Here is a 25,641-nt window from a genome sequence, read left to right as displayed (position 1 = left end):
ATCTCTACTACACTTGAATTGTCAAAGAAACAAGAAAGCAGATAGGAGTTGTGTGTACATGCATTCTAACATGACATTACCCGGATTAGAAAGTGTTTCTATCAAGAAAGTAGAAGAGGTGGAGGGAGCTTACCACATGGAGGTGGAGATGCCCAGGCAGGCACAAACCTGTCCAGCGTGTGGTAACCAGACTTCCCGTGTTCATGATTACCGAATGCAGAAAATCCAGCACTTAAAGGTATTTGAACGAACCACCTATTTGTTTTACCGCAAACGACGCTATGCCTGTTCCTATGGTAAACGATTCGCAGAAGGCAATCCGATGGTGGACCGATATCAGCGTCACTCAAGAGAGTGGAACCAGGCCCTGGGCCTTCGGGTGATCCGGGGGATGAACTTCAAGGATACCGCTGCGCAGTTCCGCACCTCACAAGCTACAGCCATTCGTCGGTTTGATCAGGTGGCCACACCAGAGCTTCAAGAGGTGGAAGAGCTTCCAGAAGTGATTGCGATTGATGAATATAAAGGCGATACCAATGCGGGGAAATACCAGGTTATCGTTGGCGATGGGGAGACCGGAAATCCAATTGATATCCTGCCCGATCGATCCGTCAAAACCGTCAAACAGTACCTCCGGGAAAAAGGAGGCAATGTCCGGAAGGTCATCATGGACATGAGCTATAGCTTCAAGTCAGCTGTCCGGAAGGCAGTGGGAAGTCCCATCATTGTGGCCGATCGTTTCCATTTTTGTAGGTATATTTATTGGGCTTTGGAAAGAGTGCGCAGGCGTGTCCAAAAGAACTTCCATGAATACGACCGGAAAAAGTGCAAACGGATGAAACATGTCTTTTACAAGAAGCAGGAGGAACTAACCGAGAAGCAGCGCTGGTATCTGAACCGATATCTCGATCTATCGGATGAACTACGAGTCGCCTATGAGCTGAAAGAAACTTTTCGTAGCTGGTTTGAAGAGGCAAAAGTAGTGGGGAAAACCGATATTGGCTATGTAAAACAACGATTGTATCAGTATTATGACCAAGTGAAGCAAAGTGGTATGGAAGAATTTCTACAAGCGATTTGGCACGTTGAAGAATTGGCAGACAGAGATTCTGAATAGCTTTGCGCTCGATTATACCAATGGGTTTATTGAAGGACTAAACAACCAAACGAAAGTCATCAAACGGAATGCCTTTGGATTTCGTCGTTACGATCGCTTAAGAACGAAAGTGTTATTACATCATCAAATGAAGGAATTCAGGGGCTTTCAAGTGGGGTAAGGAGTAGGAGTGAATTTCTCCCACCCCAACATTTGACGTAGAACCAAATTTAAAGAGTTTGTAGTCGATTCTATTGAAAAATGTCGATTTTTGCCGATATAATTAGTATAATAACATGACTTTTATGGTGGAGGTTTTTTATAATGTTAGTGGAAATAAATGAGCGTATGATTGAATTGGAAAACAGTCTATCTTCAATTGAACGGATAATAAAGGAAATTGAATCAGGGGTAAATGAATCGGAACTATATTTTAGTCATTTAATTATTGATGGAGAAGAGATTTTCGAAGATTTTGAGCTTAGAATTGAAGAAAAAGTCACTTCCATTCGGTATATAAAGGTAGTGATGAAAACAGTCGGTGAGTTTATCAACGATTTATTAGTTTCTGCCGAGAATTATTTAATAAGAGTACATCCTGAACTACAAATACTGATTGATGAATTCTATCAGGGACCAACTGGCAGTTCGTGGGTAAAACTGGGGCAATTAATGGAAGGGTTGCAATGGATCAACCAACTATTCGAGATTATCAAAAGCAGTAAGCATAAGCCAGGAAACTGGAATGAATATTTAAAAGCAATGAGTACATTTGAAAAAGAACTGAATGCTTTGGAAGCAGCAATGGAAGCCAAGGACCAAATACTGATTGCTGACATACTACAATTTGAAATCCTGGAAATAATTCCCTCTTTGAAAACTGAGGTAACAGAAACAATTGATCGAGAAGGAGAACGTTTGAATGTTAATTGATAATATAAATTATTTAAGAAAACATTATCGATCTATTCGTGCCTTTTTGAAAAATAATGAAGACGAATTATTAGCTAAGCCTATTAACGTGGTGAAATCTAGAACAGGACAACCTTCCCTAGAAATATTGTCTAAAACTGGTATGGTATCTATACATAGCAAGTATGATCCTGAAAAAGAAGCACAGCGGTTAATTGAAAAGTATGAAAAAGACATTCATCAATATAAACAAGTCTTTTTCTACGGAGTCGGGATGGGCTATCACGTGAAAGCATTTATGGAAAGACACCCTAATCTTACTTATACATTATATGAACCGCAACCAGCTGTTTTTTACCATTTTCTTTCTAATAAAAAAATAGAAGATTTTAATGAAAAACAAATTAAAAATATTTATTTAGGAACTTCCGAAGATGATGTAAAACAAATGGTGAGTCAATTTGTTAATCAGTTGGGTAATAACGTGCTTTTTGTTTCCCTTCCTAGTTATGAAAAAATATTCGAGAAAGAGTATCAATTTTTTTTAACATTATTCAAAAATAAGATGAAGGATAAAAAAACATCATTTTTTACTAATTTAGCATTTGAAAAGCTTTGGACAATCAATAGCATGAAAAATTTTCCAGAGGTTTTAAGCACACCAAACATTTTAAACTCTGGAAATTCAAGTATAATGGAAGGACTGCCGGTTATTTTAGTATCAGCTGGCCCTTCTTTGAGTAATGAATTAGAAAATCTCCGATATATAAAGAAAAATAAATTGGCTTATATTTTCGCAGTTGGCTCAGCAAATAAAGCTCTAATAAACAATGATATTATTCCTGATGCAGTATGTACGTATGACCCGCAAGATCACAATTATAAAGTTTATGAAGAGTTAATTAATAAGGGACTGGAAGTCCCTCTTATCTTTGGCAGTAGTGTGGGTTATGAAACTATAAAAAGGTATTCAGGACCAAAAGTTCATATGATCATGAGCCAGGATACAGTCTCCCAGTATTATCTAGGAAAAGAAGAAACAGATGCTGTAATAAACGATGCATCTTCAATAGCAATCGTAACTCTACAATTATTAGTTAGGTTAAAGGTGAGTTCCATTATCCTTGTTGGCCAAAATCTTGCATATAAAGGTAGCGAGTTTTATTCTAAGGGAATTGATTACAGTAGTATGGGAAAAGAGTACTCCATAACAGAGGAAGTTAAAAACAAAGCTATTACTATAAAAGATGTCAATGGAAATAATATTTTGACAAGTAAAGGTTTTTTCAACATGAAGCAGGAGTTGGAACAATATATCTCATCAACAAACATAAAAGTATTTAATACCACTGTCGGTGGAGCAAGCATAAAAGGAACAACATTCATACCTCTTAATGAGTTAATATTAACTCATTTATCATTCCCCGTTGTAGATGATAATTGGTTTACAAAACTTAATATTCATTATGATTTAGATAAAGTGAAGGAAAAACAGGAAGCGATGAATTCATCTTTTAAGGAGTATGGAGTTCTAATAGAAAACTTGGAGAAAATACTAGACCAAATAAACTCACTAGTGAATAAACATCAAGTCAACAATCTGGAGAGGCAGTTTAATAAGTTGGATAAAGAATTCAAGCGATTAAGCGATAATTCATATTATAAAGTTTTTATAAAGCCTATGGTGAGAATCTCATTAGAAGTAACCATTAAAAATATTCAATCTATCAGATTTACTAAGGACCAAGTTCTTAAAGGCAAAACCATTGTGAAGATATTTGATAAGTTTTTATCTGAATGTAAAATAGATGCTAAGAATATTATACCTGTCTATTCAACGTTTGAACAAAGCTATAAAAAAACTCGAGGTGCCAATCTATGAATTTAAAGAATAAAGTGATTTTGATCACCGGTGGAACTGGATCATTTGGGAAAAGGTTTATCTCAAGGATACTAAAACAAGACGTCAAAAAAGTAATCGTTTTTAGTCGTGATGAGCTCAAGCAATATGAAATGGCTCAGGAGTATTCAGATTCAAGATTACGTTTTTTTATTGGCGATGTACGGGATAAAGAAAGGTTATACAGAGCTTTTGATGGGGTGGATATTGTTATTCACGCTGCTGCTATGAAGCATGTTGGTGCTTGCGAGTATAATCCTTTTGAAGCAGTAAAGACAAATATAAACGGAGCTCAAAATATTGTAGAGGCTGCAATTGACTGTAAAGTTAAGCGTGTTATTGCTTTAAGTACCGATAAAGCTGCTAGTCCGGTGAATTTATACGGAGCTACCAAATTAGCTTCCGATAAATTGTTTGTTGCGGCCAATTCTTATGCAGGTGATAAAGATACTAGGTTTGCAGTTGTTCGCTATGGAAACGTGGTTGGTAGTAGAGGCAGTGTAGTGCCCTTTTTTCAAAAGCTGAAAGCTACTGGAGAAATACCTATTACAGATTCAAGGATGACAAGGTTTTGGATAACTTTAGATAAGGGCGTGCAGTTTGTTCTAGATAGTCTCTTAAGAATGCAAGGTGGAGAAATTTTTGTGCCCAAAATTCCAAGCATGAATGTGGTAGATTTAGCTAAATCCATTGCTCCGAATTGTGAAATCAATTATGTAGGTATTCGTCCTGGTGAGAAACTTCACGAAACAATGATAACAGAGGATGATGCACGAAGAACCTTGGAATACGAAACATACTATGTCATTCAACCGGAATTTCCCTGGTGGACGAACAAATATGAGCTAGAAGGAAAGAAACTCCCCGAAGGATTCAAATATACAAGTGACACAAATACGGATTGGTTGTCGGTGGATGAATTGAAAACACTCGTGGAAGAGGTCAGTTAAATGACTTCAGAAAATGAATTTATCCAAAAAAAGAATAATAATAAATCACGTGAGGCTTATTTGCCATATTCCAAACAATGGATTAGGGAAGAAGATATACAGGCTGTTGTCGATGTGTTAAGAGGAGATTATCTGACAACAGGCCCCTATATTGATAAGTTTGAACAATCCATAGCAAAGTATGTAGATGCCAAATATGCGGTAGCATTTTCAAGTGGAACAGCAGCACTTCATGGCGCTTGTTTTGCTGCTGGAATTCAGGATGGAGACGAAGTAATTACTACACCAATGACCTTTGCGGCTAGCGCAAACTGTATACTCTATCAAGGCGGAACTCCAGTTTTTGTAGATATTGATAGAGATACCTATAATATTGATTCCAGGAAAGTTGCTCAGTCTATCACAGATCGGACAAAAGCTATCATTCCTGTTGACTTTACAGGCCAACCGGCAGATCTGGATGAGATTCTTGAAATTGCTAAAGCAAATGACCTTATTGTTATTGAAGACGCCGCACATGCTTTAGGGGCAACTTATAAAGGTAGAAAAGTTGGATCATTAAGTGATATGACAATGTTCAGTTTTCATCCTGTAAAACAAATAACTACTGGAGAAGGGGGCATAATCACTACAAATAACCGTGCTTATTACGATAAACTGATACAATTTCGCTCTCATGGTATTACTCGGGACAAAAATAAAATTAAAGATAGCCACGGGCTATGGTACTACGAAATGCAGTTTCTGGGCTATAATTATCGCATGACAGATATACAAGCCGCATTAGGTATTAGCCAACTTAAAAAAAATGAGCATTTTTTGAAACTAAGAAAAAAGTATGCTGCTATGTATAATGAAGCTTTTTCCAAAATGGATTTGTTAGATATTCCGTTTCAGAACCAGGGGATAGAATCAAGTTGGCATCTATACGTGATCAGATTGAATTTATGTAAGCTCCGGGCTAGTAGAAAAGAAATCTTTGAAGAACTGCAAAAAGAGAATATTGGTGTTAACGTGCACTATATTCCTGTACACTTTCAACCGTATTATAGTGAACTTGGGTATAGAAGAGGTATATGTCCAAACGCTGAGGATTTGTATGAATGCATAATCTCTTTACCACTTTTCCCTGCAATGACAGAAAGAGATACTGAAGATGTTATTACTGCTGTCAAAAAGGTTTTATTGAACTATTCAAAAAAATTATAGGGGGATATAATGAAAATTATCGCTATAATACAGGCAAGGATGGGATCTACTAGACTTCCAGGAAAGGTTATGAAAGAGGTACTAAATAAAACCTTATTGGAATATGAGATTAAACAGGTGAAAAGTGCTGCTTTAATCGATGAAGTAATCGTTGCGACTACTAAAAATAGATCGGACGATAGAATTGTTGATTTATGCAAGAAACTTTCCATTCCAACTTTTAGAGGGGCTGAGCAAGATGTATTATCGAGATATTATGAAGCTGCAACCGAATATAAAGGGGATATTATAGTTAGATTGACTGCTGATTGTCCATTAATTGATCCTGCGGTAATTGACAAGGTTATTCTTGAATATCTAAAACATAAGAAGAATTATGATTATGTGTCTAACACGATAGTCCGAACATATCCTAGAGGTATGGACACTGGTGTTCTGTCTTATCGGACATTAAAGGAAATTAATGCATATGCTACTAGCGAAAGTGATAGAGAACATGTCACTTCATATTTATATAGAGTCCCAGGGAAGTATAGAACATTTGCAGTCACAAACGAAGAGGATCTTAGTAATTATAGATTAACTGTAGATACCAAAGAGGACTTTGAGGTTGTAGCTAATATCCTAGAAAATCTATATAAGCCTAATTCGTCTTTGAAAATGAATGATATTGTCACGTATTTAAAGCAACATCCTTCTTTGCTTACTATTAACCAAAATATTGAACAGAAAAGAATTTAATAACAGGAAAACTAAGTTACTTGTATCATCCGGAAGGTGGTCCCATGGAGAAAGCAAAGTTTATTATTAGAGCAGATGCTTCAGATACAATTGGGACAGGACACATCATGAGAACTCTGGCACTAGCTCAAGTGGTAAAGGAATATTCCTTCATCCAATTTTTGTGTTCTGAGATAACGCCTAATCTAATAAAACTTTTAAACAAAGAAAGCATAACCGTTGATTTTCTTCCAGTTCTTTCGGGAAGTGAAGAGGATTTAAATCAAACGATTCAAATAGCAAAAACAAAACAGGTAGATTGGATAATCTTGGATGGTTATCATTTTGACGAAAGTTTCATCAACGGATTAAAGAGAAGTGGCTTTAGAGTATTACTTTTTGATGATTTTGCTAACCTTGATTATTATTGTGCTGACATTATTCTAAACAGAGGGACTTTTGTAAACAAAGAGATGTATACAAACATAGACAAATATTCGCAATTGTTAATCGGTCCACAATTTACAACTTTACGTAAAGAATTTCTGGATTGGCAAGGTGTGAAGCCAAGGATAAAGGCAACTCCATCAAATGTTTTAATTTCCATGGGTGGTGCTGATCCTAATAATGTCACACTTTCCGTGATTAGGCTTTTAGAAAAAGTTAATGATTTCACCATGAAAGTAAATGTTTTACTTGGGCCTGCGAATAAACACAAGGAATATATAAATGCTAACTTAGCCCAATTCAAATTAGATCTTCAAATAGTGGAAGGTGACGAAGATATACCATCCTTATTTAACTGGGCTGACTTTGCTATAACGGCAGGAGGAACGACCCTTTTCGAAATGGCATACATGGGCCTTCCAAGTATAGTCATTCAAATCGCCGAAAACCAAAAGTCAGCCCAAATCCTAGCGGAAAGATATCATACTTGCTTGTATTTGGGGAAAGACACTTCCATAACACTGCACGATTTTAAAGGTGCTTTAAAGAAAATGGAGGACCCAAATGTCAGAAAGAAAATGATTGTAAACGGTCAAAATTTGATAGACGGGCGAGGGAGTGAACGAATATTGGAAAAATTAAACCTTATAAAGAGTGATGATTTTGAATAAAAAGGTATTGATGATTTTAGGCGGCAGCTTTGGGCAAATAGAAGTAATTAAAACTGCAAAGAGATTGGGCTTGACCACATTGGTGTTAGATATGAATCCTCATGCCGTTGGGTTTCAATATGCAGATTATTATGAAGTGGTTAGTACTACTGATTTTATGGGGGTAGAGAAGGTTGCCAGAGAATATGGGGTTTCTGGCATATTAACGGTTTCAAGTGATATTGCGGTACCCACTGTATGCTATGTGAACGAACGGTTAGGACTTCCCAATCAGGGATGGGGAATAGCTGAAGCAGTTACTGACAAGACTGTCATGAGAGAAAGGTTCAAAAAAGCTGGGGTTTCTTCTCCTGAATTTTTCATTTTTACAAGAGAAGATAATCTTTTAGAAATAAAAGAGAAAATAAAGCCTATCTTGAAAAAACATCCATTGATAGTAAAACCATCTGATAGTTCTGGAAGCAGGGGAGTACAAAAAATATCAAGTACAAGTGATCTTATGGGTGCTATAAATTATGCTATGAAATTTTCCCGTAACAAAGTAGTCATCATTGAAAGATTTATAAAGGGATTAGAGATAGGAGCACAAAGTTTATCTGTTTCAGGTGAAATGGAATTGTGTTTTATACATAATGACAAACTTTCTGAAAATATGATACCAATTGGCCATTCCTTACCACCTTCACTTAATGAAAATCAAATTCCCAAAATTAAGAAAGAATGCGAAAAGGCTTTGACAAGCTTAGGGATTACTAATGGACCAAGTAATATCGACCTTATCATTGATGATTTCGGCATACCATATGTTGTAGAAATAGGGGCAAGAATCGGCGCCACCAAACTTCCGGAAATTGTTAAATACCATTCGGGTGTTGACCTTATCGAATTAGCAATTAGACTGGCGATAGGTGAAAAGATAAATTTGCCAACGGCGAAAAATAAACCTGTTGCAGTTGAAATGCTCTACTTTAATACACGTTCCGAAGTTCAATACGATGCTAAAAAAGTTAAAGAAGCAATTGAACCCTATACTCCTCTGGAATACGCTATAAATATTCCGGATAATTGGGTAAGACCGCTGAATTCAGGGGTAGACGTTTATGGACACGTGATTTGTACTGGGGAAACGGCGCTTGATGCTGAAGATAATTGTGCAGAGTTAATAGCTAGAATTAAGTCTAAACTATCTTTGCTAAATTGAACCTATAATAGTTGTAGGCTAAGGGGGAGTGGGTAGTGAATATTATTATCTTCGGGTGCGGGGTAAGTGCAGAGAAGATTAGAAGGGTAATCAATAATCGCAATGTGAAAATTATTGCTTACGCAGATAATAATATAGATAAGGTCGGTAGTCGGATTAATGATACACCGGTCATTTCACCTTCGGAAATAAAAAGCAAGGATTATGATTATATAATAATTGGCAGCATTTATTTTGATGAGATAAGAGAGCAATTATTAAATATAGGCATACTCGAAGAAAGGATACTTGAATACTATAAGTATCAAAACTTCCTTTCTTTACAGACAAAACTGGATGAATACGCAAAAGATGTATCTGATTATGATTGTATAATTACTGGTATGTCATATTCAAAATATGGGATTGACCTAAAAGAACTTAATAGAAAACCTTTCAATTTTGCATTAAATAGCCAAGATTTATTCCATGATTATTCAATCGTAAAATACTTAAGCAACAGAAAGCTACTTACTAATATCAACACAATTATTATTGGGTTGGCCTATTATAGTCTTGAATTTGAACTTATAAAATCCCGCGAGAAATATTTAGTAACAAGATACCATCCGATAAACGAAGATTTTAAGAGCGATACCGATTATTATCAAGAGTATAAGAATCTTTTTACTACTTATGTAGATGATACATTCTTAATCAAGGTTCCCTATTTGCAAACTGTGTTTGAAACGCTTCTGGAAGATGATTATTTAGAACATATTGACGATTTTAAAGATCAGTATATAAAAGCCGAGAATGTCCAATGGGAGAGGAAACAGTTAGCATTGAGACATTCAAATAAAAACTACCCGGAGACGATTGAAAAAAATGTTCAGATACTAGAAAGATATCTAAACTTATTAAAAGAAGAAGCAATTAAACCAATTATTGTGATTTTCCCACAGCACAAAGACTATACAGCTTATTTTTCTAAAACGATGAGAGAAGATTTTACAAGCCATCTTGACCGATTGAATGCAACACATCCCTTTGAACTGATTGATTTATTTGATTCAGAGTTAGTTTCCGAGCGTGACTTTTTTGATGTGCATCACTTAAATCACGATGGAGCAAGTAAAGTAACTCAATTAATAAATAATAGGTTATAGAAATTAGTATTGTTAGAAAGGTCGTTGCGACATATGAATGAAGTAGTTATACAAAATAGAAAAGTCGGGCCAAACTGTCCCCCGTTTATTATTGCTGAGATGTCTGGCAATCATAATCAATCTTTAAATAATGCTCTGCAGATAGTAGAAGAAGCAGCTAAGGCTGGTGCTGATGCAGTGAAATTACAAACTTATACACCTGATACAATGACCTTGGATGTCGATAGAGGAGAATTTGTAATAAAGGATTCCAACAATCTTTGGAAAGGGAAAAGTCTTTACAATCTATATCAGGAAGCCTACACACCTTGGGAGTGGCATGAAGCTATTTTTAATAGATGTCGGGAGCTGGGTTTAATAGCCTTCAGTAGCCCTTTTGATGAAACTGCAGTTGATTTTTTGGAAGAGTTAGATGTTCCATGTTATAAGATAGCTTCATTTGAAAATACTGATATACCTCTTCTTCGAAAAGTTGCCAGTACAGGTAAACCGATAATAATTTCCACAGGTATGGCAACGTTGTCTGAAATAGATGAAACTGTCAGGGTTGTAAGAGAATCCGGGTGTGAAGATATAATTCTGCTAAAGTGCACAAGTACTTATCCTGCACCTGCTATTGACACAAATATAAAAACAATCCCCCAGATGAGCCAGATCTTTAATAGTAATGTTGGTTTATCCGACCATACTCAAGGAATCGGCGTTGCAATTGCAAGTGTAGCTTTAGGAGCCACAGTGATTGAAAAACACTTTACTTTATCGCGTGAAGAAGGAGGAGTGGATTCTGTTTTTTCATTGGAACCAAAAGAATTACAGCAATTAGTAAATGAAACAAATAAAGCCTGGGAATCATTAGGGGAAATAACTTTTGGTCCCACCGAGAAAGAAAAAGCCTCTCGAACCCGGAGGAGATCATTATATATAACGAAGGACATAAAAGCAGGAGATGCATTTACCAAAGATAATTTGAGGGCTATCAGACCGGGCTTGGGGATACCTCCCAAATATTATGATTTGGTAATAGGAAAAAAGGCCCGGAAAAATGCTGTCAAAGGTACGCCGTTACAATGGGATAATTTATTAGATTAACTATATTCTAAACTTATTTGGATGGACGGTTAGAGGGGGCTAAATGGCTGAAAGCAAATTCCTCCAATACATGATTATATCTTTACTGTAAAGAGGGATTAAATTTTTAATCCCTCTAGTCATTCGACAGCTTTTTTGGTAGTCTTTAAAGTGGGGTAACGCTGTAAGCGCTTGTGTCCGTTAACGGCGCATACATAGCCAGTCAACTAGAACAGATAAGGGGTTAAGGTATGAGGAGATTAGTGATACTGGGCGGCGGCTACGGAGGGATTAAGATTCTGAATAAACTTTTGGATGGCGGATTACCTGGAGATGTACATATTACGTTGGTCGACAGGAATCCTTACCATTCGTTGAAAACAGAATTTTATGCAATAGCTGCTGGGACAAAAGCAGACAGGGAAGTAAGAATGGAGTTTCCAGAGCACGAGCAGGTTGATTATGTGTATGGAGAGATAGAAAAAATCGACGTGGACGGAAAGCGGATTTTTGTCCAGGGATTAACTGAAGCTATTCTTTATCATTATTTAGTGATCGGATTAGGCTGTGAAGACAACTACCATGGCATTGAGGGAGCAGCAGAGTTTACTGAGAGTGTGCAGACCATTTCACGGGCCAGACACGGAAGTGTTGCTGTCGGCGATTTGAAAGCCTATGGCAAGGTTGCCATCGTCGGCGCCGGTTTAAGCGGTATTGAGGTTGCATCCGAAATCAGGGAAAGCCGTCCGGATTTGAACGTGAGACTACTGGATCGCGGCGAAACGGTGTTAAGTGCTTTCAATTCGAAAATTCAAAATTACGTGGAAGAATGGTTTGCTAAAAATGACGTCGAAGTCATTCACAAGGCAAACGTCGAATATGTCGAAAAAGACGGAGTTTGCAACAATGGGGTTTGTTTTGTGAATGATGTTACAATCTGGACTGCGGGTGTTCAGCCGAACTATTTGGTTCGGGAGCTGCCATTTGCCAAGGACCGTCAGAATAAGATTGTCTTGAACGATTATTATCAGGTCCCTTCCCATCCAACCGTTTATGTGGTGGGAGACTGTGCTTCCTCTATTCATTCGCCCAGTGCACAGCTTGCCGGACAGCAGGGAGAACAAGTTGCCGATGTGCTGCTCGCATTACTAAACGACAATGCACCGGAGCGGCCGAAAGAAATCAAGTTAAAGGGAGCCTTGGGCTCATTGGGCAAATCGGACGGTTTTGGAAATATGCTGCAGCAGCCAGTGACTGGCTTACTGCCGCGTTTGGCAAAGTCTGGTGTATTATGGTTGAATAAACGACACTAGTATCTAGTGACTGAACGGATAGGGGTTGTACTATCCGTTTTTTTAATATTTTTTGCAAGACCTTTACTTTTTCATTGTCTTGCCGATATAAAAAGAAACTACATAGAATAGGAGTGGCTTTTGCCATGAACGTTGGGAAGATTTTATCTGGATCCCAACTCCTGCAAAAGACTGAACAACTTGGTGTTTCGACAACTGCAAGAGAAAGATCCATTAATGAACCTGTAAGTGAACAAACTGATCCTGAAGTAATTAATGGTGCTTATAAAGAAGAGAATGATAAAAAACAAGTCCAAAACACTATCGACGCACTGAATGAATTTTTAGAGCCAACTCATACTGGTCTCAAGTTTGAATTGCATGACAAGCTTGAAAAGTATTATGTGACAGTAATAGACACGGACACTAAGGAAGTCATTAAAGAAATACCACCAAAAAAACTTCTTGATGTCTATGCTGCGATGGCTGAATTCATGGGATTTATAGTCGATGAAAAAATTTGAAGGCTGGTGATAAAATGGTGAATAATGTGAGCAGCATGAACAGTATGCGAATTGGTGGATTGGCATCCGGGATGGATATCGATCAGATTGTCAGTGATTTAATGGAAGCTGAGCGCATCCCACTGCAAAAAATGGAACAGGATAAAACCTGGATGACTTGGCAGCGCGATGCCTACCGGGATGTCAATAAAAGTTTTTCAGAATTGGATAATATGTTAAGAGATATGAAATATCAAAAGACCTATAGTACTAGACAAGCAACTTCCTCTCAATCTGATGCAATCACGGCTACAGCTGACGCCACAGCTTCAAATGGAACATATAATATGGAAGTAACCCAGCTAGCGAAAGCTGCAGTAAATGTTAGTACCCAGGGAATTTCAGGTGGAACTGAGAAAATAGATCCTTTTGGCAAGCTTTCTGAACAGAATTTCACAGGCGGTGTAACAGTTCCAAGCACCATGACCTTTACTACATATGAAAATGGTGTAGGAACGGAACATAATATTGATATAACAGAAACTGATACGCTAAACAGTGTGTTAACTAAAATTACCGATCAAGATAATGGTGTAAGAGCTTTTTATGACGTTCAAGCCGACAAAGTAGTTATGGAAAGAACGGAAGCTGGTGTTCATAATGAAGGCGGTTCGGAAATAGACTTTAGCGCCGATACCTCTGGATTTTTTACAGATACACTTCAGCTTGGACAGGAAACAGCAGCTCAGGATGCTGAGTTTATTTATAATGGTGCCGTCACTTTAACTTCCAAAACTAATTCGACTAAGCTAAACGGCATAACTTTTAAATTCAATGATGTTACAGAGGGTTCAGCTAATATTACAGTAAGTAATGACGTAGATGCCTCAGTAGAAAAAATAATGAAATTCGTGGATAAGTACAATGAAGTTATTGAAAAGGTAAACGGAAGCCTAAGTGAAGAAAAATACCGGGATTATAAACCATTGACCGATGCTCAAAAGCAAGAGATGTCTGATAAAGAAATTGAGTTATGGGAAGAAAAAGCGAAGAGTGGATTATTAAAAGGTGATTCGATACTTTCCTCGGGGATTTTCAGCATGCGGCAGGATTGGTATTCGGACATTGACAATGGCAGTGAGTATTCTCATTTATCAGAGATAGGCATTGAAACCTCTCCGAATTACTTGGATGGAGGGAAATTAATCGTAACCGAAAGTAAATTGCGTGAAGCACTTCAGAATGATCCGGATTCTGTTTATGAGTTGTTTTCCAATGACGTAGAAGGGGACGGTCGCGGCATTATCAACCGACTTGATGATTCGATTAATTCCACAGTAAAAAGAATCGAAGAACGAGCTGGTAAAGGTTACCACACATTGGAACAATATACACTCGGAAAGCAGTTGAAAGATGTTGATAGCAGAATCGATCAATTTCAAGATCGGTTAACACAAATCGAAGACCGTTACTGGAGCCAGTTTACTGCAATGGAGAAAGCAATTCAAAGAATGAATGAACAGTCTTCTTATTTAATGCAACAATTTAATGGATAATATGTTATGAGGAGTGTTTTACACATATGTCAATGCAACAGCAATACCAGGCGTATAAAAATAATTCCGTGACAACCGCTTCGCCAGGGGAATTGACGCTGATGCTATATAACGGATGCCTCAAGTTCATAAAACAGGCAGTCAGGGATATCGAAGAAGGAAGCCATGAACAAAAAAACATCAATATACAAAAGGCTCAAAAAATCATTCAGGAATTGATGGTCACACTTGATCAAAAAGCCGATATTTCCAAGGAAATCCTGCCTATTTATGACTATATAAATCGTCGGCTTATGGAAGCGAACATAAATAGCGATAAAGAAATCCTGGAAGAAGTTATGGGCTTGGTGGAAGAGTTCCGTGATACGTGGAAGGAAGTAATCAAACTAAATAGACAGAAACAATATGGCCGGGGAGCCCAAGCATGAAGAACCGGATCCAGCCTCTTTATGATATTACCCTGGAATTAAGCGAGAAGTTAAAGGGAGAAATTCCTGCTGACCAGCGTGAAGAGACCATTTCAGAGATTAATAGAGTCCTCGAACATAGAGACACTATGATAGAAGGAATTACATCTCCATATTCTGAGGAAGAAATGGAAACCGGGCGTGCTTTATTGCCCATTAACCGTGAAGTTCATGACAGCCTGAAACAGTTACTGATGAGGTTGCGAACAGAAATGAAAACAGTAAAAAAGCAAAAAAACTCTAATCATAAATATACTAATCCTTATAAACAATTAGCAAACTATGATGGTATGTTTTTAGATCAAAAGAAGTGAAAAAGGGGCGTCTCGACGCCTCTTTTTTTATTGGAGAAAATCCTGTGAAACCGAGTTGGATTATTGAAGGTGAATGTCTTTTCCATTAATCTTTCGACACCAATTCGACAAAATATTTCTTCGTTTAGGCAGGAATTGGACAGGGTATTGTGGAATAATAAATACATAAGGTTAAAAAGGAGGCACTTACATGAAATTCAACATTCGTGGTGAGAATCTAGAGGTGACTGAATCCATCAGCAGTTATGTGGAGAAGAAGATCAGTAAGCTAGAACGGTATTTTGAAAAACCGCCAACATCCGATGTATATGTTAATCTAGGTGTCTACAATGATGAGCAGGTAATCGAAGTAACTATCCCGATGACCAATCTGTTGTTGCGCGCAGAGGAACGACACAGCGATTTATATGCTGCCATCGACCTTGTAGTGGATAAATTAGAACGGCAAATCCGTAAATATAAAACAAAAGTAAATCGAAAATCCCGGCAAAACGGCGCCCCTAAACATGTATTCGCTGAACTCGAACAGGAGGCGTTGGAAAGCCAATTGAACCAGGAAGAGATGGGAGAAGATTCGGGCGTCGAGATCGTTCGTACGAAGCGTTTCAACTTGAAGCCGATGGATTCGGAGGAAGCAGTCCTGCAAATGGATATGCTGGGTCACGCTTTCTATGTATTCACTAACGCTGTAACAGGTGATACGAATGTTGTCTACCGCCGCCGTGACGGCCGGTATGGATTGATTGAGCCGAATGAAGCTTAACTGCTTCCTTGTTTTTAATGATAAAGGTTGAATATGAAGGATAAATAAATGCAATGTTATATCTCTGTAAAGAAACGGTCCAGCGGGTATTGATCGGCTGGACCGTTGTTTTATGATTTTATCTCTCTTCAAGGCAACTCGGTTTGGATAAAAGCGAACCTTGCCACTTTCCGCGTTCACGCCCTTCAAGTCATAAACCATCTTTTTGCGGCAACCAATTCTATCTAAAGCATCAGGCACATCTCAACTTTCTTTTAATTTCTTTATCTGTTTCCCAAACTAATAGTTTGCGAGTTATCTTACTATCCAAATTCAAAAAAACCTCCTGGCAAACGTATCGTTTCAGGAGGATTTTTGTGTATATTTTAAGTAAATGGCGATTCGTCAGAAAAATCCCCCTATGGTATAACATACTTAAGACGGAAACAGGCTGGATAAAAAATGGCAACGATTACCCCGCCAGCCCTTCCGTACATATATACCATACCTCAAGGGAGGGAGCGTAAATGGCAGTCAGCAACTGCAAACAATGTGAGCACCATAAAAACATCTTGAAGCAGCACGAAGATACGATTACCCAGCTGTTAGAGATCATTGCTGTAACCAATCGGAAGCTAACAGAATTAGAAGCAAAACATTCCGAGTTCGAAAAGATTTACTTCTTTCAGCAACAAGCTCCCCGCTTCACCGTGCCTCCACAAGCCTCGCACGTCACCTCTATGCTCCCTCGCCTGAATAAGTAGCCCGCTCCCCCGGGCTGCTTATTTTATCTATACAAATGGCTGTCTGAAAAGCGTATCCCCATCACCCGGTGCTTTCTTGTCATCGCTCCCCGCTAGTGTTATTATAAAGTTTGGACTAACCTATTTCTTACAGATTTAAAATATAGGAGAAAGAAAGCCTATTTGTGAGCTTTCCTAAATAAAGAGGAGCGTTTTACATGCGTGGATTACTGAAGAAAGTTTTCGGGGATGGTAACCAACGTCAAGTGAACCGTCTGCAAAAAAGGGCAGATGAAATAGAAGCGCTGGAACCAGAATACGAGCGATTGACAGATGAAGAATTACGAAATAAAACAGAAGCATTTAAAGAGCGATACCAAAATGGAGAAGACTTGGACAGCATGTTGCCGGAAGCATATGCAGTCGTAAGAGAAGGCGCCAAGCGTGTGCTCAACATGCGTCCGTTCCCTGTCCAGTTGCTGGGTGCAGTTGCCCTTCATGAAGGAAATATAGCAGAGATGAAGACAGGGGAAGGTAAAACCCTTGCTTCGACCATGCCGGCTTACCTGAATGCATTGACGGGTAAAGGAGTTCATATTGTTACGGTCAACGATTATTTGGCTGAGCGTGACGCCAACCAGATGGGCGAACTGTTTCAATTTTTAGGGCTCACGGTCGGCATCAACAGCAACGGATTGAGCAAAGAAGAAAAACGCGCTGCTTATGCGGCGGATATTACCTATGGTACCAACAATGAATATGGGTTCGATTATCTGCGCGACAATATGGTGCTGTATAAGGAACAGATGGTACAACGTCCACTGCATTTTGCCATCATTGATGAAGTAGACTCCATTTTGATTGACGAAGCACGTACACCGTTGATCATTTCCGGTTCGGCACAAAAATCGGCAAGTCTCTATCAACAGGCGAATGCTTATGTACGCACACTGAGCAATGAAGAAGATTATACCTATGATGAAAAAACAAAAGGTGTTCAACTGACCGAGGAAGGGATCAACAAAGCGGAGCGCTTTTTCGGCATTGAAAACCTGTTTGATTTGAACAATGTAACCTTGACGCACCATATCAATCAGGCACTAAAGGCACATGTCTCGATGCACCGTGATACTGATTATGTGGTGGAAGAAGGCGAAGTCGTCATCGTCGACCAGTTCACCGGTCGTCTGATGAAAGGGCGCCGCTATAGTGATGGACTGCACCAGGCGATTGAAGCAAAAGAAGGTCTGCAAATTCAAAACGAAAGCATGACCTTGGCATCGATAACCTTCCAGAACTTTTTCCGGATGTACGAAAAACTTGCCGGGATGACCGGTACAGCGAAAACAGAGGAAGAAGAATTCCGTAATATCTACAACATGGATGTGATGGTGATTCCGACCAACAAACCGATCATTCGTGAGGATAAAGCGGATCTTATCTATCAATCGATGGAAGGGAAATTCCGTGCTGTGGTCGAGGAAATCAAAGAAAGGCATGAAGCTGGCCAGCCTGTACTTGTCGGTACGGTTGCCGTTGAAACGTCGGAGTTGATTTCCAAGCTGTTGAAAAAAGCGGGTGTCCCACATAACGTGTTGAACGCGAAAAACCATTATCGAGAGGCAGAAATCATCGAGGATGCCGGACAAAAAGGCGCCGTCACCATTGCCACCAACATGGCCGGCCGTGGTACCGATATTAAACTCGGCGACGGTGTCACAGAACTCGGCGGTCTTGCGGTTATTGGCACGGAACGTCATGAATCTCGCCGGATTGATAATCAGCTGCGTGGTCGTTCTGGTCGTCAGGGCGACCCGGGTGTAACGCAATTTTATCTTTCCATGGAAGATGAATTGATGCGCCGTTTCGGTTCTGACAACATGAAAGCGATGATGGAGCGTTTCGGCATGGATGATACCCAGCCGATTGAGAGTAAAATGGTTTCCAGGGCCGTCGAATCTGCTCAAAAACGAGTCGAAGGCAACAACTTCGATGCTCGTAAAACGATTCTTTCCTATGACGATGTACTGCGTCAGCAAAGGGAAATCATCTACAAACAGCGTTTCGAAGTGATTGATTCCGATGATCTCCGCGAAATCATCGAGCGGATGATGCAGTCTACGATCGAGAGGACCGTTCAATCCTATACTTCTGATGAAGAGGAAGAAAACTGGGATTTGAACGTATTAGTCGAATATCTGCATGCCAACCTGCTGGAACGAGAGGACATTACAGTCGATGATTTGACCGGAAAAGATCCGGAGGAAATGATCGATGTAATCTTCGAAAAAGCGAAGCAGCGCTACGACAAGAAAGAAGAAGAATTGACACCTGAACAAATGCGCGAATTCGAAAAGGTCATCCTGCTCCGTTCGGTAGATACAAAATGGATGGACCATATCGATCAAATGGATCAGTTACGTCAGGGGATCCACCTGCGTGCATATGGTCAAAATGATCCACTCCGTGAGTATCAAATGGAAGGCTTTGCGATGTTTGAACAAATGATCGCTGCCATCGAAGAAGAGGTTTCCAAGTATGTCATGAAGGCACAAATCAGGGAAAACCTCCAGCGAGAAGAAGTGGTCAAGAACACCCAGGCTGTATCAGGCGGTCAAGAAGAAAAGAAGAAAACGAAAAAACCGTATGTCAAAACAGACACGGTAGGCAGAAATGATCCATGTCCATGCGGCAGCGGCAAAAAATATAAAAACTGTCACGGGCGCTAAAGCTCCTGCAGGATGGAACGGAAGACACTTCTTTAGGTAGAAGTGTTTTCCACTGTCAGGAACGGGAAAACGTTGATAAACAATCATTTGAGGTGACGACACAATGGAATTAGTGGAAATCAGGCAAGAGTTGGATAAAATGGCTAAGCGATTAGCGGACTTCAGGGGGTCTCTTTGACTTAGAACAAAAAAGGGCCCGTATTGCTGAACTGGAAGAAGAAATGACAGCCCCCACCTTTTGGGATGACCAGCAGGAAGCACAAAAGGTCATCAACGAAGTGAACGGGCTCAAGGAACTGGTTGAAAACTTTGATAAACATCACGAAACGCATGAGAACTTAGAAGTATCCTATGAGCTTGTTAAAGAGGAAAACGATGAGGATTTACGTGAGGAATTAGAGTCAGAAGTCAACGAGTTAACCGAAGCACTCAACAATTACGAGTTGTTTATTTTATTGTCGGAGCCATATGACAAAAACAATGCGATCCTTGAATTGCACCCTGGCGCTGGTGGAACAGAATCCCAGGACTGGGCAAGCATGCTTCTCCGTATGTACACACGTTGGGCGGAAAGAAAGAACTTCAAAGTAGAGACGATGGATTATCTGCCTGGTGAAGAGGCCGGAGTCAAAAGCGTAACCCTGTTGATTAAAGGCCATAATGCTTATGGTTACTTGAAAGCGGAAAAAGGCGTACACCGTCTGGTACGGATTTCGCCGTTCGACTCTTCCGGACGCAGGCATACGTCCTTTGTTTCCTGTGAAGTAATGCCGGAGTTAGATGACAGTATCGATGTAGATGTGCAAACAGAAGATTTAAAAATCGACACCTACCGTTCCAGCGGTGCCGGCGGTCAGCATGTTAACACGACAGACTCCGCTGTGCGGATTACACACATCCCGACGAACACGGTTGTTACTTGTCAATCGGAGCGTTCCCAGATAAAGAACAGGGAACAAGCGATGAAAATGCTGAAAGCGAAACTCTATCAATTGGAAATCGAAAAGCAACAGCAAGAGCTGAATGAAATCCGTGGGGAACAGAAGGAAATAGGCTGGGGAAGCCAGATTCGTTCGTACGTTTTCCATCCGTATTCCATGGTCAAGGATCACCGCACCAATCATGAAATCGGAAATACGCAAGGTGTCATGGACGGTGACATCGATCCGTTTATCGATGCTTATTTACGTTCTCAAATGTAAGAGAAGGCATAGAAAGACCGGAGAAAGCCAGCAAGAGGCATCCTCCGGTCTTTTTGCGTTATGTTGTTAGAATACTGCCAGGCCATTTTCCCCAAAGGATACTCACTTTCGCTCGCATACTCTGCTTGCCTACGTTTACCGGCCTGGCTGTTAGGATATTATTTGGATAGGTAGGAAAAGAGAGGAAGTGACGTTATGCAAGAATTGACGAAACGCAAGTGGTTTGTCCCGGCAGTGGGAATTATCCTGTTATTATTGATTATTTATTTACTTGATTTAGTGAGCTTTGTGTTTACTCCACTTGTTATTATCTTTACGACGTTGGCTGCACCAATCATCGTGGCTGGTGTCCTATACTACTTGATGAGGCCATTTGCCCTTCTCGGAAGCAAGTATATGCCGGATTCCCTGGCGATTTTGCTTGTTTATTTAATGGCCGCCGGAGTATTGACTGGCCTGGTTTTCCTCATCGGTCCGCCACTTCAGCAGCAGTTTTCCAAACTGGTGGAAAACATTCCCCAGTTTGTCGAAAGTGTGCAAGGCTGGATAGCCGATGTACAAAGCAACGGCTGGGTCCAGCGTTTTCAGGAGAATAGGAATGTTTCTTCAGACCAACTCGGAAGCCAAGTAGGCGATTACCTTAGCAGTTCACTGGAATCGATCGGTTCCAATATTGTGTCGGTAATCACGACCATCACCAATATAGTGGTATTGCTTGTCACCGTTCCGTTTATTCTGTTTTATATGCTGAAAGAAGGCGACAAGCTTCCGAACCGACTGTTGCGCTTTACCCCGAATAAATATGAGAGCGAGGGAAGAAAAGTACTAAAGGATCTGGATCATGCGTTGAGTTCTTATATTCAAGGGCAGTTGATTGTCAGCCTTTGTGTCGGTACGCTGCTCACAATCGGTTATTTTATTCTTGGATTGCAATATTCGCTCGTCCTTGGTGTCGTGGCCACAGTGACCAATGTCGTTCCATTTATCGGACCGTTTATCGGGACAGCACCTGCTGTCATCGTCGGTTTGACGGAGTCGCCGATTAAGGCGCTGCTCGTATTGTTGGTGATCATCATCGTTCAGCAAATAGACAGCAACTTCTTCTCCCCGCAAGTAATGGGGAAAAAGCTCGACATTCATCCGCTGACCGTTATTTTTATCTTGCTTGTCTCTGCTAACTTCGGTGGCATTATCGGCCTGATTTTGGCGGTTCCAACCTATGCAGTGGGAAAATCGATCGTGGTTAACATGTACCGATTTATTCTCATTCATCGCAAAGCAAAATCTGAAAAACAAGTGTAGAAGGGGACAGTCCCCCACTGATTTAGCGTGGTAAAACACTGTCACGCTACTGCGCTACTGTGGTGAGGGACTGTCCCCAAAGCCTTGTTACCGGCTTGTTGTCATGATATACTCCTTAAGGTTGGGGTGGGGAAGGTTATTCTTCTCTGCTACTTGATGAACGGGGTGTTATGATGATTGCAAAGTACAGGCGGAATCCAATGCCGGTATGGCTGGTTCATGTGATTGAATATTCGTTGGTTATTATCGGGGCATTTTTTGTGGCGCTCGCTTTTAATGTTTTTCTTTTGCCTCATGATATCGCATCAGGCGGTGTGGCAGGTATCAGTACGATAACGAAAGCACTGTTTGGCTGGGAGCCTTCTGTAGTCCAGTGGGCACTGAATATCCCGTTGTTTATTTCCGGGGTAATAATTCTTGGTAAAAACTTTGGCTTAAAGTCATTGGTCGGTACGGTTGTCCTACCGTTCTTCGTGTTTCTAACACGGGATTTCCCGCCTGCAACGCCGGATCCATTGCTTGGATCGATTTTTGGCGGGATGGGTGTTGGTCTCGGACTTGGCATTGTTTTTCGTGGAAAAGCATCTACTGGGGGAATCGACCTTGCTGCACAAATCCTTCATAAATTCACGCATCTCCCGCTCGGTGTTTGCGTACCGATTTTTGACGGAATGATTGTGTTAACAGCTACATTCGTTTTCTCCGTAGAAGAAGGACTTTATGCATTAATCGGTCTGTTCGTAACCAGCAGAACGATCGATTTTGTCCAGGTAGGGCTGAACACGTCGAAAAATGTGTTGATCATTACGGACTATACGGAAGATATCCGACGCGCTTTGCTCCAGGATGTCGACAGAGGCGTTACCGTTTTGAATGGAACCGGTGGATATACGGAACAGGAACGGCGAATCGTCATGTGTGTGGTTGCGCAGAATGAATTCACGAAATTGACACAACTCGTAAAAAGAATTGATCCCCATGCGTTTGTCGTCGCCATGAATGCGACAGAAGTGCTTGGCGAGGGTTTTAAAAACCACTGATTTGCTTATAATAGAGATGACAACGAAGCAAATGGGGGAATAGACTTTGAAAAAAATCTTGTTTCTCTTTCTGCTTGCTGCAGCTTTTATCCTGAACGGATGCGGCTCCGGCGACCAGGCAGAGGATGAAGGACAATCTACATCGGAAGACCAGCAAACCGAGGAAAACTCGGGCGACACAGAAGGGACCGTCGATACGGCGGCTGCTGAAGAAGAATACAAGAAAAGCTGCCAGTCCTGTCACGGAGCAGACTTGAGCGGCAATGTCGGACCGGATTTACGGGAAGTTGGCAGCAAGTATTCCCAGGAAGAAATCTTGGAAATCATCGAAAAAGGCAGAGGTGGCATGCCGCCTGGACAAGCCACAGGGGAAGATGCGGAATTGATTTCTGCCTGGCTGGCTGAGAAAAAGTAAAAGAAGAATTAAAACAGATAAAAAGATGTCCTGAAGAGGGCGTCTTTTTTTGTGCAGTATGGAAATAACCGCTTATTCCCTTGAACTTTACGTTAGTCTCTTGTCGAACCATTGGAGTGGATCGGGACACTTTCGGAATTTCGTTTAACAAAACAAGAAAAATGCCGATAAAAGGGAGGAAGTTGAATTTTTCTGGCAAACTTCCCGTCCATTTCTATTAATTTGTCAATATACTGGTAGTTTCGTTGCTGTGAACTGTTGTGATATTGCTAACGTTGAAATATAAATGTAATAATTTTATGGCTAAAAAAATCAATAAGAGATGTTATAATGTAAAAGAATTGCTGATTCGACAAATTAGTCAGCGGCGGCTAGCTAGAAATTTCAACACGATATAACATATTGAGATAAAGGTGATAAATTTATGATAGATATGCAGGGAGTTTACAAGACTTATCCGAATGGTGTCACTGCCCTAAATGGCATTGATGTCCGTATCGAACAGGGTGAGTTTGTATATGTTGTCGGTCCGAGCGGCGCGGGAAAGTCTACATTCATCAAAATGATTTTCAGAGAAGAAAAGCCAACCAAAGGGACAGTCATTGTCAACAACCACAAGCTTCATGATTTGAAATGGAAAAGAGTTCCTTACTTAAGAAGAAATATCGGCGTAGTTTACCAGGATTTCAAATTACTCCCCAAAATGACAGTCTTCGAAAATGTGGCGTTCGCACTGGAGGTAATTGAGGAAACCCCGAAAGTAATCCGTAAGCGAGTAATGGAAGTGTTGGACCAAGTCGGTTTGAAAAATAAGGCTCGCTTCATCCCTGACGAATTATCAGGGGGGGAACAACAACGGGTAGCCATTGCCAGAGCGATTGTCAATCATCCTCAACTGGTTATCGCTGATGAACCGACCGGAAACCTGGATCCGGAAACATCGTGGGAAATCATGAAAATCCTTGAAGAAATAAATGCAGCAGGAACAACCATTCTAATGGCCACTCACAGCAAAGAGATTGTGAACACTTTCAAGAAACGCGTTATCGCTATCGAAGACGGTCTAGTGGTACGTGACGAACATCGGGGTGAATACGGCTATGAAATTTAATACATTCAGAAGACACCTTCGCGAAGGCGCCAAAAACATCCGCCGGAACGGTTGGATGACTATAGCATCAGTGGGAGCTGTAACCACGACGTTGATCCTGGTCGGTGCATTTCTGGCTTTGATGCTCAACTTAAACCAGGTTGCCGGCAACATCGAAGAAGATGTCGAAATCAAAGCGCTGGTTGAAGTTACAGCAGACGAAGCACAAGTAGACGATATCCGTCAACAAATCGAAAATATTCCTGACGTTGCTAGTGTAGATTATTCCTCAAAAGAAGAGGAATTAAACGGCTTAATTGAAAGTATGGGCGAACAAGGGGAAACTTGGGAAATGTTTGAACAGGACAACCCATTGAATGACGCGTTTGTCATAAAAACAGCAGACCCGCTTGATACGTTTGATGTTGCCTCGAAAATCGAAGGGTTCGACAATATCCAGGAAGTAAATTATGGAGAAGACGTTGTCCAGAATTTATTCCGTTTCAATAAATATGCAAGAAACATCGGATTGGCTTTGATCATCGGTTTGGTATTCACAGCAATCTTCCTTATTTCAAATACCATTAAAATCACCATTATGGCTCGCAGTAAGGAAATTGGCATAATGAAGCTCGTTGGAGCAACCAATGCATTTATCCGCTGGCCGTTTTTTATTGAAGGACTGCTGCTCGGCATACTTGGAAGTGTGATACCGATAGCAGCGATTCTCTCAGGTTATTATTACCTAGACACAAATGTAAGCCAATTGATCACATTTGATTTTGTCTCCTTAATGCCTTTCAATCCGTTTGCCTGGCAGCTTTCTCTGATTATTTTGGGAATAGGTGCCGTGATCGGAGTCTGGGGCAGTGTCATGAGTGTACGGAAATTCTTGAAGGTGTAGGCAGAGGAATTAGTCAACAA

The 25,641-nt window shown here is 40.3% G+C and carries 23 protein-coding genes and 1 pseudogene; all 24 read left to right on the top strand.

Going from position 1 to position 25,641, the window contains the following annotated elements:
- The first annotated feature begins 52 nt into the window (after positions 1 to 52).
- The 24 genes and pseudogenes from ERJ70_RS14525 to ftsX all read left to right on the top strand — a co-directional run bounded on the left by ERJ70_RS14525 (position 53) and on the right by ftsX (position 25,621).
- A pseudogene (locus ERJ70_RS14525) lies at positions 53 to 1,277 on the top strand (ISL3 family transposase).
- A gap of 143 nt (positions 1,278 to 1,420) precedes the next feature.
- Complete coding sequence (locus ERJ70_RS14520) at positions 1,421 to 2,029, top strand: DUF8042 domain-containing protein (RefSeq protein ID WP_209365528.1); 609 nt, start codon at positions 1,421 to 1,423, stop codon at positions 2,027 to 2,029.
- Positions 2,019 to 3,890 (top strand): motility associated factor glycosyltransferase family protein, encoded by a 1,872-nt coding sequence (locus ERJ70_RS14515; RefSeq protein WP_209365527.1) that lies wholly within the window; start codon positions 2,019 to 2,021, stop codon positions 3,888 to 3,890. The genes ERJ70_RS14520 and ERJ70_RS14515 overlap by 11 nt, the downstream gene beginning before the upstream one ends.
- Positions 3,887 to 4,858 carry a UDP-N-acetylglucosamine 4,6-dehydratase (inverting) gene (gene pseB / locus ERJ70_RS14510; protein WP_074598601.1) on the top strand — a complete coding sequence of 324 codons (972 nt, stop codon included), beginning with the start codon at positions 3,887 to 3,889 and terminating at the stop codon, positions 4,856 to 4,858. The genes ERJ70_RS14515 and pseB overlap by 4 nt, the downstream gene beginning before the upstream one ends.
- Positions 4,859 to 6,067 (top strand): UDP-4-amino-4,6-dideoxy-N-acetyl-beta-L-altrosamine transaminase, encoded by a 1,209-nt coding sequence (gene pseC / locus ERJ70_RS14505; RefSeq protein WP_209365526.1) that lies wholly within the window; start codon positions 4,859 to 4,861, stop codon positions 6,065 to 6,067. It begins immediately after the preceding gene.
- A 9-nt stretch (positions 6,068 to 6,076) separates the two neighbouring features.
- Entirely contained in the window at positions 6,077 to 6,808 is a 732-nt protein-coding gene (locus ERJ70_RS14500) for a cytidylyltransferase domain-containing protein (protein ID WP_209365525.1), read from the top strand.
- 44 nt (positions 6,809 to 6,852) lie between these two features.
- A complete protein-coding gene (gene pseG, locus ERJ70_RS14495) occupies positions 6,853 to 7,905 on the top strand; it encodes a UDP-2,4-diacetamido-2,4,6-trideoxy-beta-L-altropyranose hydrolase (protein WP_209365524.1) in 1,053 nt (350 codons plus the stop codon).
- Positions 7,898 to 9,106, top strand: coding sequence for an ATP-grasp domain-containing protein (locus ERJ70_RS14490; RefSeq protein ID WP_209365523.1), 1,209 nt, complete (start codon positions 7,898 to 7,900; stop codon positions 9,104 to 9,106). The genes pseG and ERJ70_RS14490 overlap by 8 nt, the downstream gene beginning before the upstream one ends.
- 35 nt (positions 9,107 to 9,141) lie before the next feature.
- Positions 9,142 to 10,254, top strand: coding sequence for a D-alanyl-lipoteichoic acid biosynthesis protein DltD (locus ERJ70_RS14485; RefSeq protein ID WP_209365522.1), 1,113 nt, complete (start codon positions 9,142 to 9,144; stop codon positions 10,252 to 10,254).
- A 33-nt stretch (positions 10,255 to 10,287) separates the two neighbouring features.
- Positions 10,288 to 11,343, top strand: a complete 1,056-nt coding sequence (gene pseI / locus ERJ70_RS14480) for a pseudaminic acid synthase (protein WP_209365521.1) — start codon at positions 10,288 to 10,290, stop codon at positions 11,341 to 11,343.
- Between the two features lie 230 nt (positions 11,344 to 11,573).
- Positions 11,574 to 12,635 carry an NAD(P)/FAD-dependent oxidoreductase gene (locus ERJ70_RS14475; RefSeq protein WP_209365520.1) on the top strand — a complete coding sequence of 354 codons (1,062 nt, stop codon included), beginning with the start codon at positions 11,574 to 11,576 and terminating at the stop codon, positions 12,633 to 12,635.
- A gap of 125 nt (positions 12,636 to 12,760) precedes the next feature.
- Positions 12,761 to 13,138 (top strand): flagellar protein FlaG, encoded by a 378-nt coding sequence (flaG, locus tag ERJ70_RS14470; protein WP_209365519.1) that lies wholly within the window; start codon positions 12,761 to 12,763, stop codon positions 13,136 to 13,138.
- A gap of 14 nt (positions 13,139 to 13,152) precedes the next feature.
- A complete protein-coding gene (locus tag ERJ70_RS14465; RefSeq protein ID WP_309507036.1) occupies positions 13,153 to 14,673 on the top strand; it encodes a flagellar hook-associated protein 2 in 1,521 nt (506 codons plus the stop codon).
- Positions 14,674 to 14,699: 26 nt separating this feature from the next.
- Positions 14,700 to 15,101, top strand: a complete 402-nt coding sequence (gene fliS, locus ERJ70_RS14460) for a flagellar export chaperone FliS (RefSeq protein WP_209365518.1) — start codon at positions 14,700 to 14,702, stop codon at positions 15,099 to 15,101.
- A complete protein-coding gene (gene fliT, locus ERJ70_RS14455; protein ID WP_209365517.1) occupies positions 15,098 to 15,454 on the top strand; it encodes a flagellar protein FliT in 357 nt (118 codons plus the stop codon). The genes fliS and fliT overlap by 4 nt, the downstream gene beginning before the upstream one ends.
- 190 nt (positions 15,455 to 15,644) lie before the next feature.
- A complete protein-coding gene (gene hpf, locus ERJ70_RS14450; RefSeq protein ID WP_209365516.1) occupies positions 15,645 to 16,217 on the top strand; it encodes a ribosome hibernation-promoting factor, HPF/YfiA family in 573 nt (190 codons plus the stop codon).
- A 506-nt stretch (positions 16,218 to 16,723) separates the two neighbouring features.
- On the top strand, positions 16,724 to 16,960 hold the full coding sequence (locus tag ERJ70_RS14445) for a hypothetical protein (protein WP_209365515.1): 237 nt from the start codon (positions 16,724 to 16,726) through the stop codon (positions 16,958 to 16,960).
- Positions 16,961 to 17,157: 197 nt separating this feature from the next.
- The gene (secA, locus tag ERJ70_RS14440; RefSeq protein WP_209365514.1) at positions 17,158 to 19,668 is read left to right on the top strand and encodes a preprotein translocase subunit SecA; all 2,511 of its coding nucleotides are present in this window, start codon (positions 17,158 to 17,160) and stop codon (positions 19,666 to 19,668) included.
- A 103-nt stretch (positions 19,669 to 19,771) separates the two neighbouring features.
- A protein-coding gene (gene prfB / locus ERJ70_RS14435) for a peptide chain release factor 2 (RefSeq protein ID WP_245207993.1) occupies positions 19,772 to 20,870 on the top strand; the annotation gives its coding sequence in 2 pieces (ribosomal slippage) (positions 19,772 to 19,834 and positions 19,836 to 20,870; 1,098 coding nt in all).
- A 195-nt stretch (positions 20,871 to 21,065) separates the two neighbouring features.
- Complete coding sequence (locus ERJ70_RS14430) at positions 21,066 to 22,172, top strand: AI-2E family transporter (RefSeq protein WP_209365512.1); 1,107 nt, start codon at positions 21,066 to 21,068, stop codon at positions 22,170 to 22,172.
- A gap of 200 nt (positions 22,173 to 22,372) precedes the next feature.
- Positions 22,373 to 23,212, top strand: coding sequence for a YitT family protein (locus ERJ70_RS14425; RefSeq protein WP_245207991.1), 840 nt, complete (start codon positions 22,373 to 22,375; stop codon positions 23,210 to 23,212).
- Positions 23,213 to 23,258: 46 nt separating this feature from the next.
- On the top strand, positions 23,259 to 23,627 hold the full coding sequence (cccB, locus tag ERJ70_RS14420; RefSeq protein WP_245207989.1) for a cytochrome c551: 369 nt from the start codon (positions 23,259 to 23,261) through the stop codon (positions 23,625 to 23,627).
- A 424-nt stretch (positions 23,628 to 24,051) separates the two neighbouring features.
- Positions 24,052 to 24,738, top strand: coding sequence for a cell division ATP-binding protein FtsE (gene ftsE, locus ERJ70_RS14415; protein ID WP_209365511.1), 687 nt, complete (start codon positions 24,052 to 24,054; stop codon positions 24,736 to 24,738).
- The gene (gene ftsX / locus ERJ70_RS14410) at positions 24,728 to 25,621 is read left to right on the top strand and encodes a permease-like cell division protein FtsX (protein ID WP_209365510.1); all 894 of its coding nucleotides are present in this window, start codon (positions 24,728 to 24,730) and stop codon (positions 25,619 to 25,621) included. The genes ftsE and ftsX overlap by 11 nt, the downstream gene beginning before the upstream one ends.
- Positions 25,622 to 25,641 lie beyond the last annotated feature (20 nt).

It is taken from the genome of Sediminibacillus dalangtanensis (genome assembly GCF_017792025.1).
Lineage (GTDB): Bacteria > Bacillota > Bacilli > Bacillales > Amphibacillaceae > Sediminibacillus > Sediminibacillus dalangtanensis.
The sequence above is the reverse complement of the archived record's forward strand: the minus strand, read 5'-3'. Positions and strand labels throughout refer to the sequence as shown.

Coding starts and splice junctions, on each gene's coding strand:
- ERJ70_RS14520 (WP_209365528.1), top strand. CDS start 1,421: ATGTTAGTGGAAATAAATGAGCGTATGATTGAATTGGAAAACAGTCTA.
- ERJ70_RS14515 (WP_209365527.1), top strand. CDS start 2,019: ATGTTAATTGATAATATAAATTATTTAAGAAAACATTATCGATCTATT.
- pseB (WP_074598601.1), top strand. CDS start 3,887: ATGAATTTAAAGAATAAAGTGATTTTGATCACCGGTGGAACTGGATCA.
- pseC (WP_209365526.1), top strand. CDS start 4,859: ATGACTTCAGAAAATGAATTTATCCAAAAAAAGAATAATAATAAATCA.
- ERJ70_RS14500 (WP_209365525.1), top strand. CDS start 6,077: ATGAAAATTATCGCTATAATACAGGCAAGGATGGGATCTACTAGACTT.
- pseG (WP_209365524.1), top strand. CDS start 6,853: ATGGAGAAAGCAAAGTTTATTATTAGAGCAGATGCTTCAGATACAATT.
- pseI (WP_209365521.1), top strand. CDS start 10,288: ATGAATGAAGTAGTTATACAAAATAGAAAAGTCGGGCCAAACTGTCCC.
- ERJ70_RS14475 (WP_209365520.1), top strand. CDS start 11,574: ATGAGGAGATTAGTGATACTGGGCGGCGGCTACGGAGGGATTAAGATT.
- flaG (WP_209365519.1), top strand. CDS start 12,761: ATGAACGTTGGGAAGATTTTATCTGGATCCCAACTCCTGCAAAAGACT.
- ERJ70_RS14465 (WP_309507036.1), top strand. CDS start 13,153: ATGGTGAATAATGTGAGCAGCATGAACAGTATGCGAATTGGTGGATTG.
- fliS (WP_209365518.1), top strand. CDS start 14,700: ATGTCAATGCAACAGCAATACCAGGCGTATAAAAATAATTCCGTGACA.
- fliT (WP_209365517.1), top strand. CDS start 15,098: ATGAAGAACCGGATCCAGCCTCTTTATGATATTACCCTGGAATTAAGC.
- hpf (WP_209365516.1), top strand. CDS start 15,645: ATGAAATTCAACATTCGTGGTGAGAATCTAGAGGTGACTGAATCCATC.
- ERJ70_RS14445 (WP_209365515.1), top strand. CDS start 16,724: ATGGCAGTCAGCAACTGCAAACAATGTGAGCACCATAAAAACATCTTG.
- secA (WP_209365514.1), top strand. CDS start 17,158: ATGCGTGGATTACTGAAGAAAGTTTTCGGGGATGGTAACCAACGTCAA.
- ERJ70_RS14430 (WP_209365512.1), top strand. CDS start 21,066: ATGCAAGAATTGACGAAACGCAAGTGGTTTGTCCCGGCAGTGGGAATT.
- ERJ70_RS14425 (WP_245207991.1), top strand. CDS start 22,373: ATGCCGGTATGGCTGGTTCATGTGATTGAATATTCGTTGGTTATTATC.
- ftsE (WP_209365511.1), top strand. CDS start 24,052: ATGATAGATATGCAGGGAGTTTACAAGACTTATCCGAATGGTGTCACT.
- ftsX (WP_209365510.1), top strand. CDS start 24,728: ATGAAATTTAATACATTCAGAAGACACCTTCGCGAAGGCGCCAAAAAC.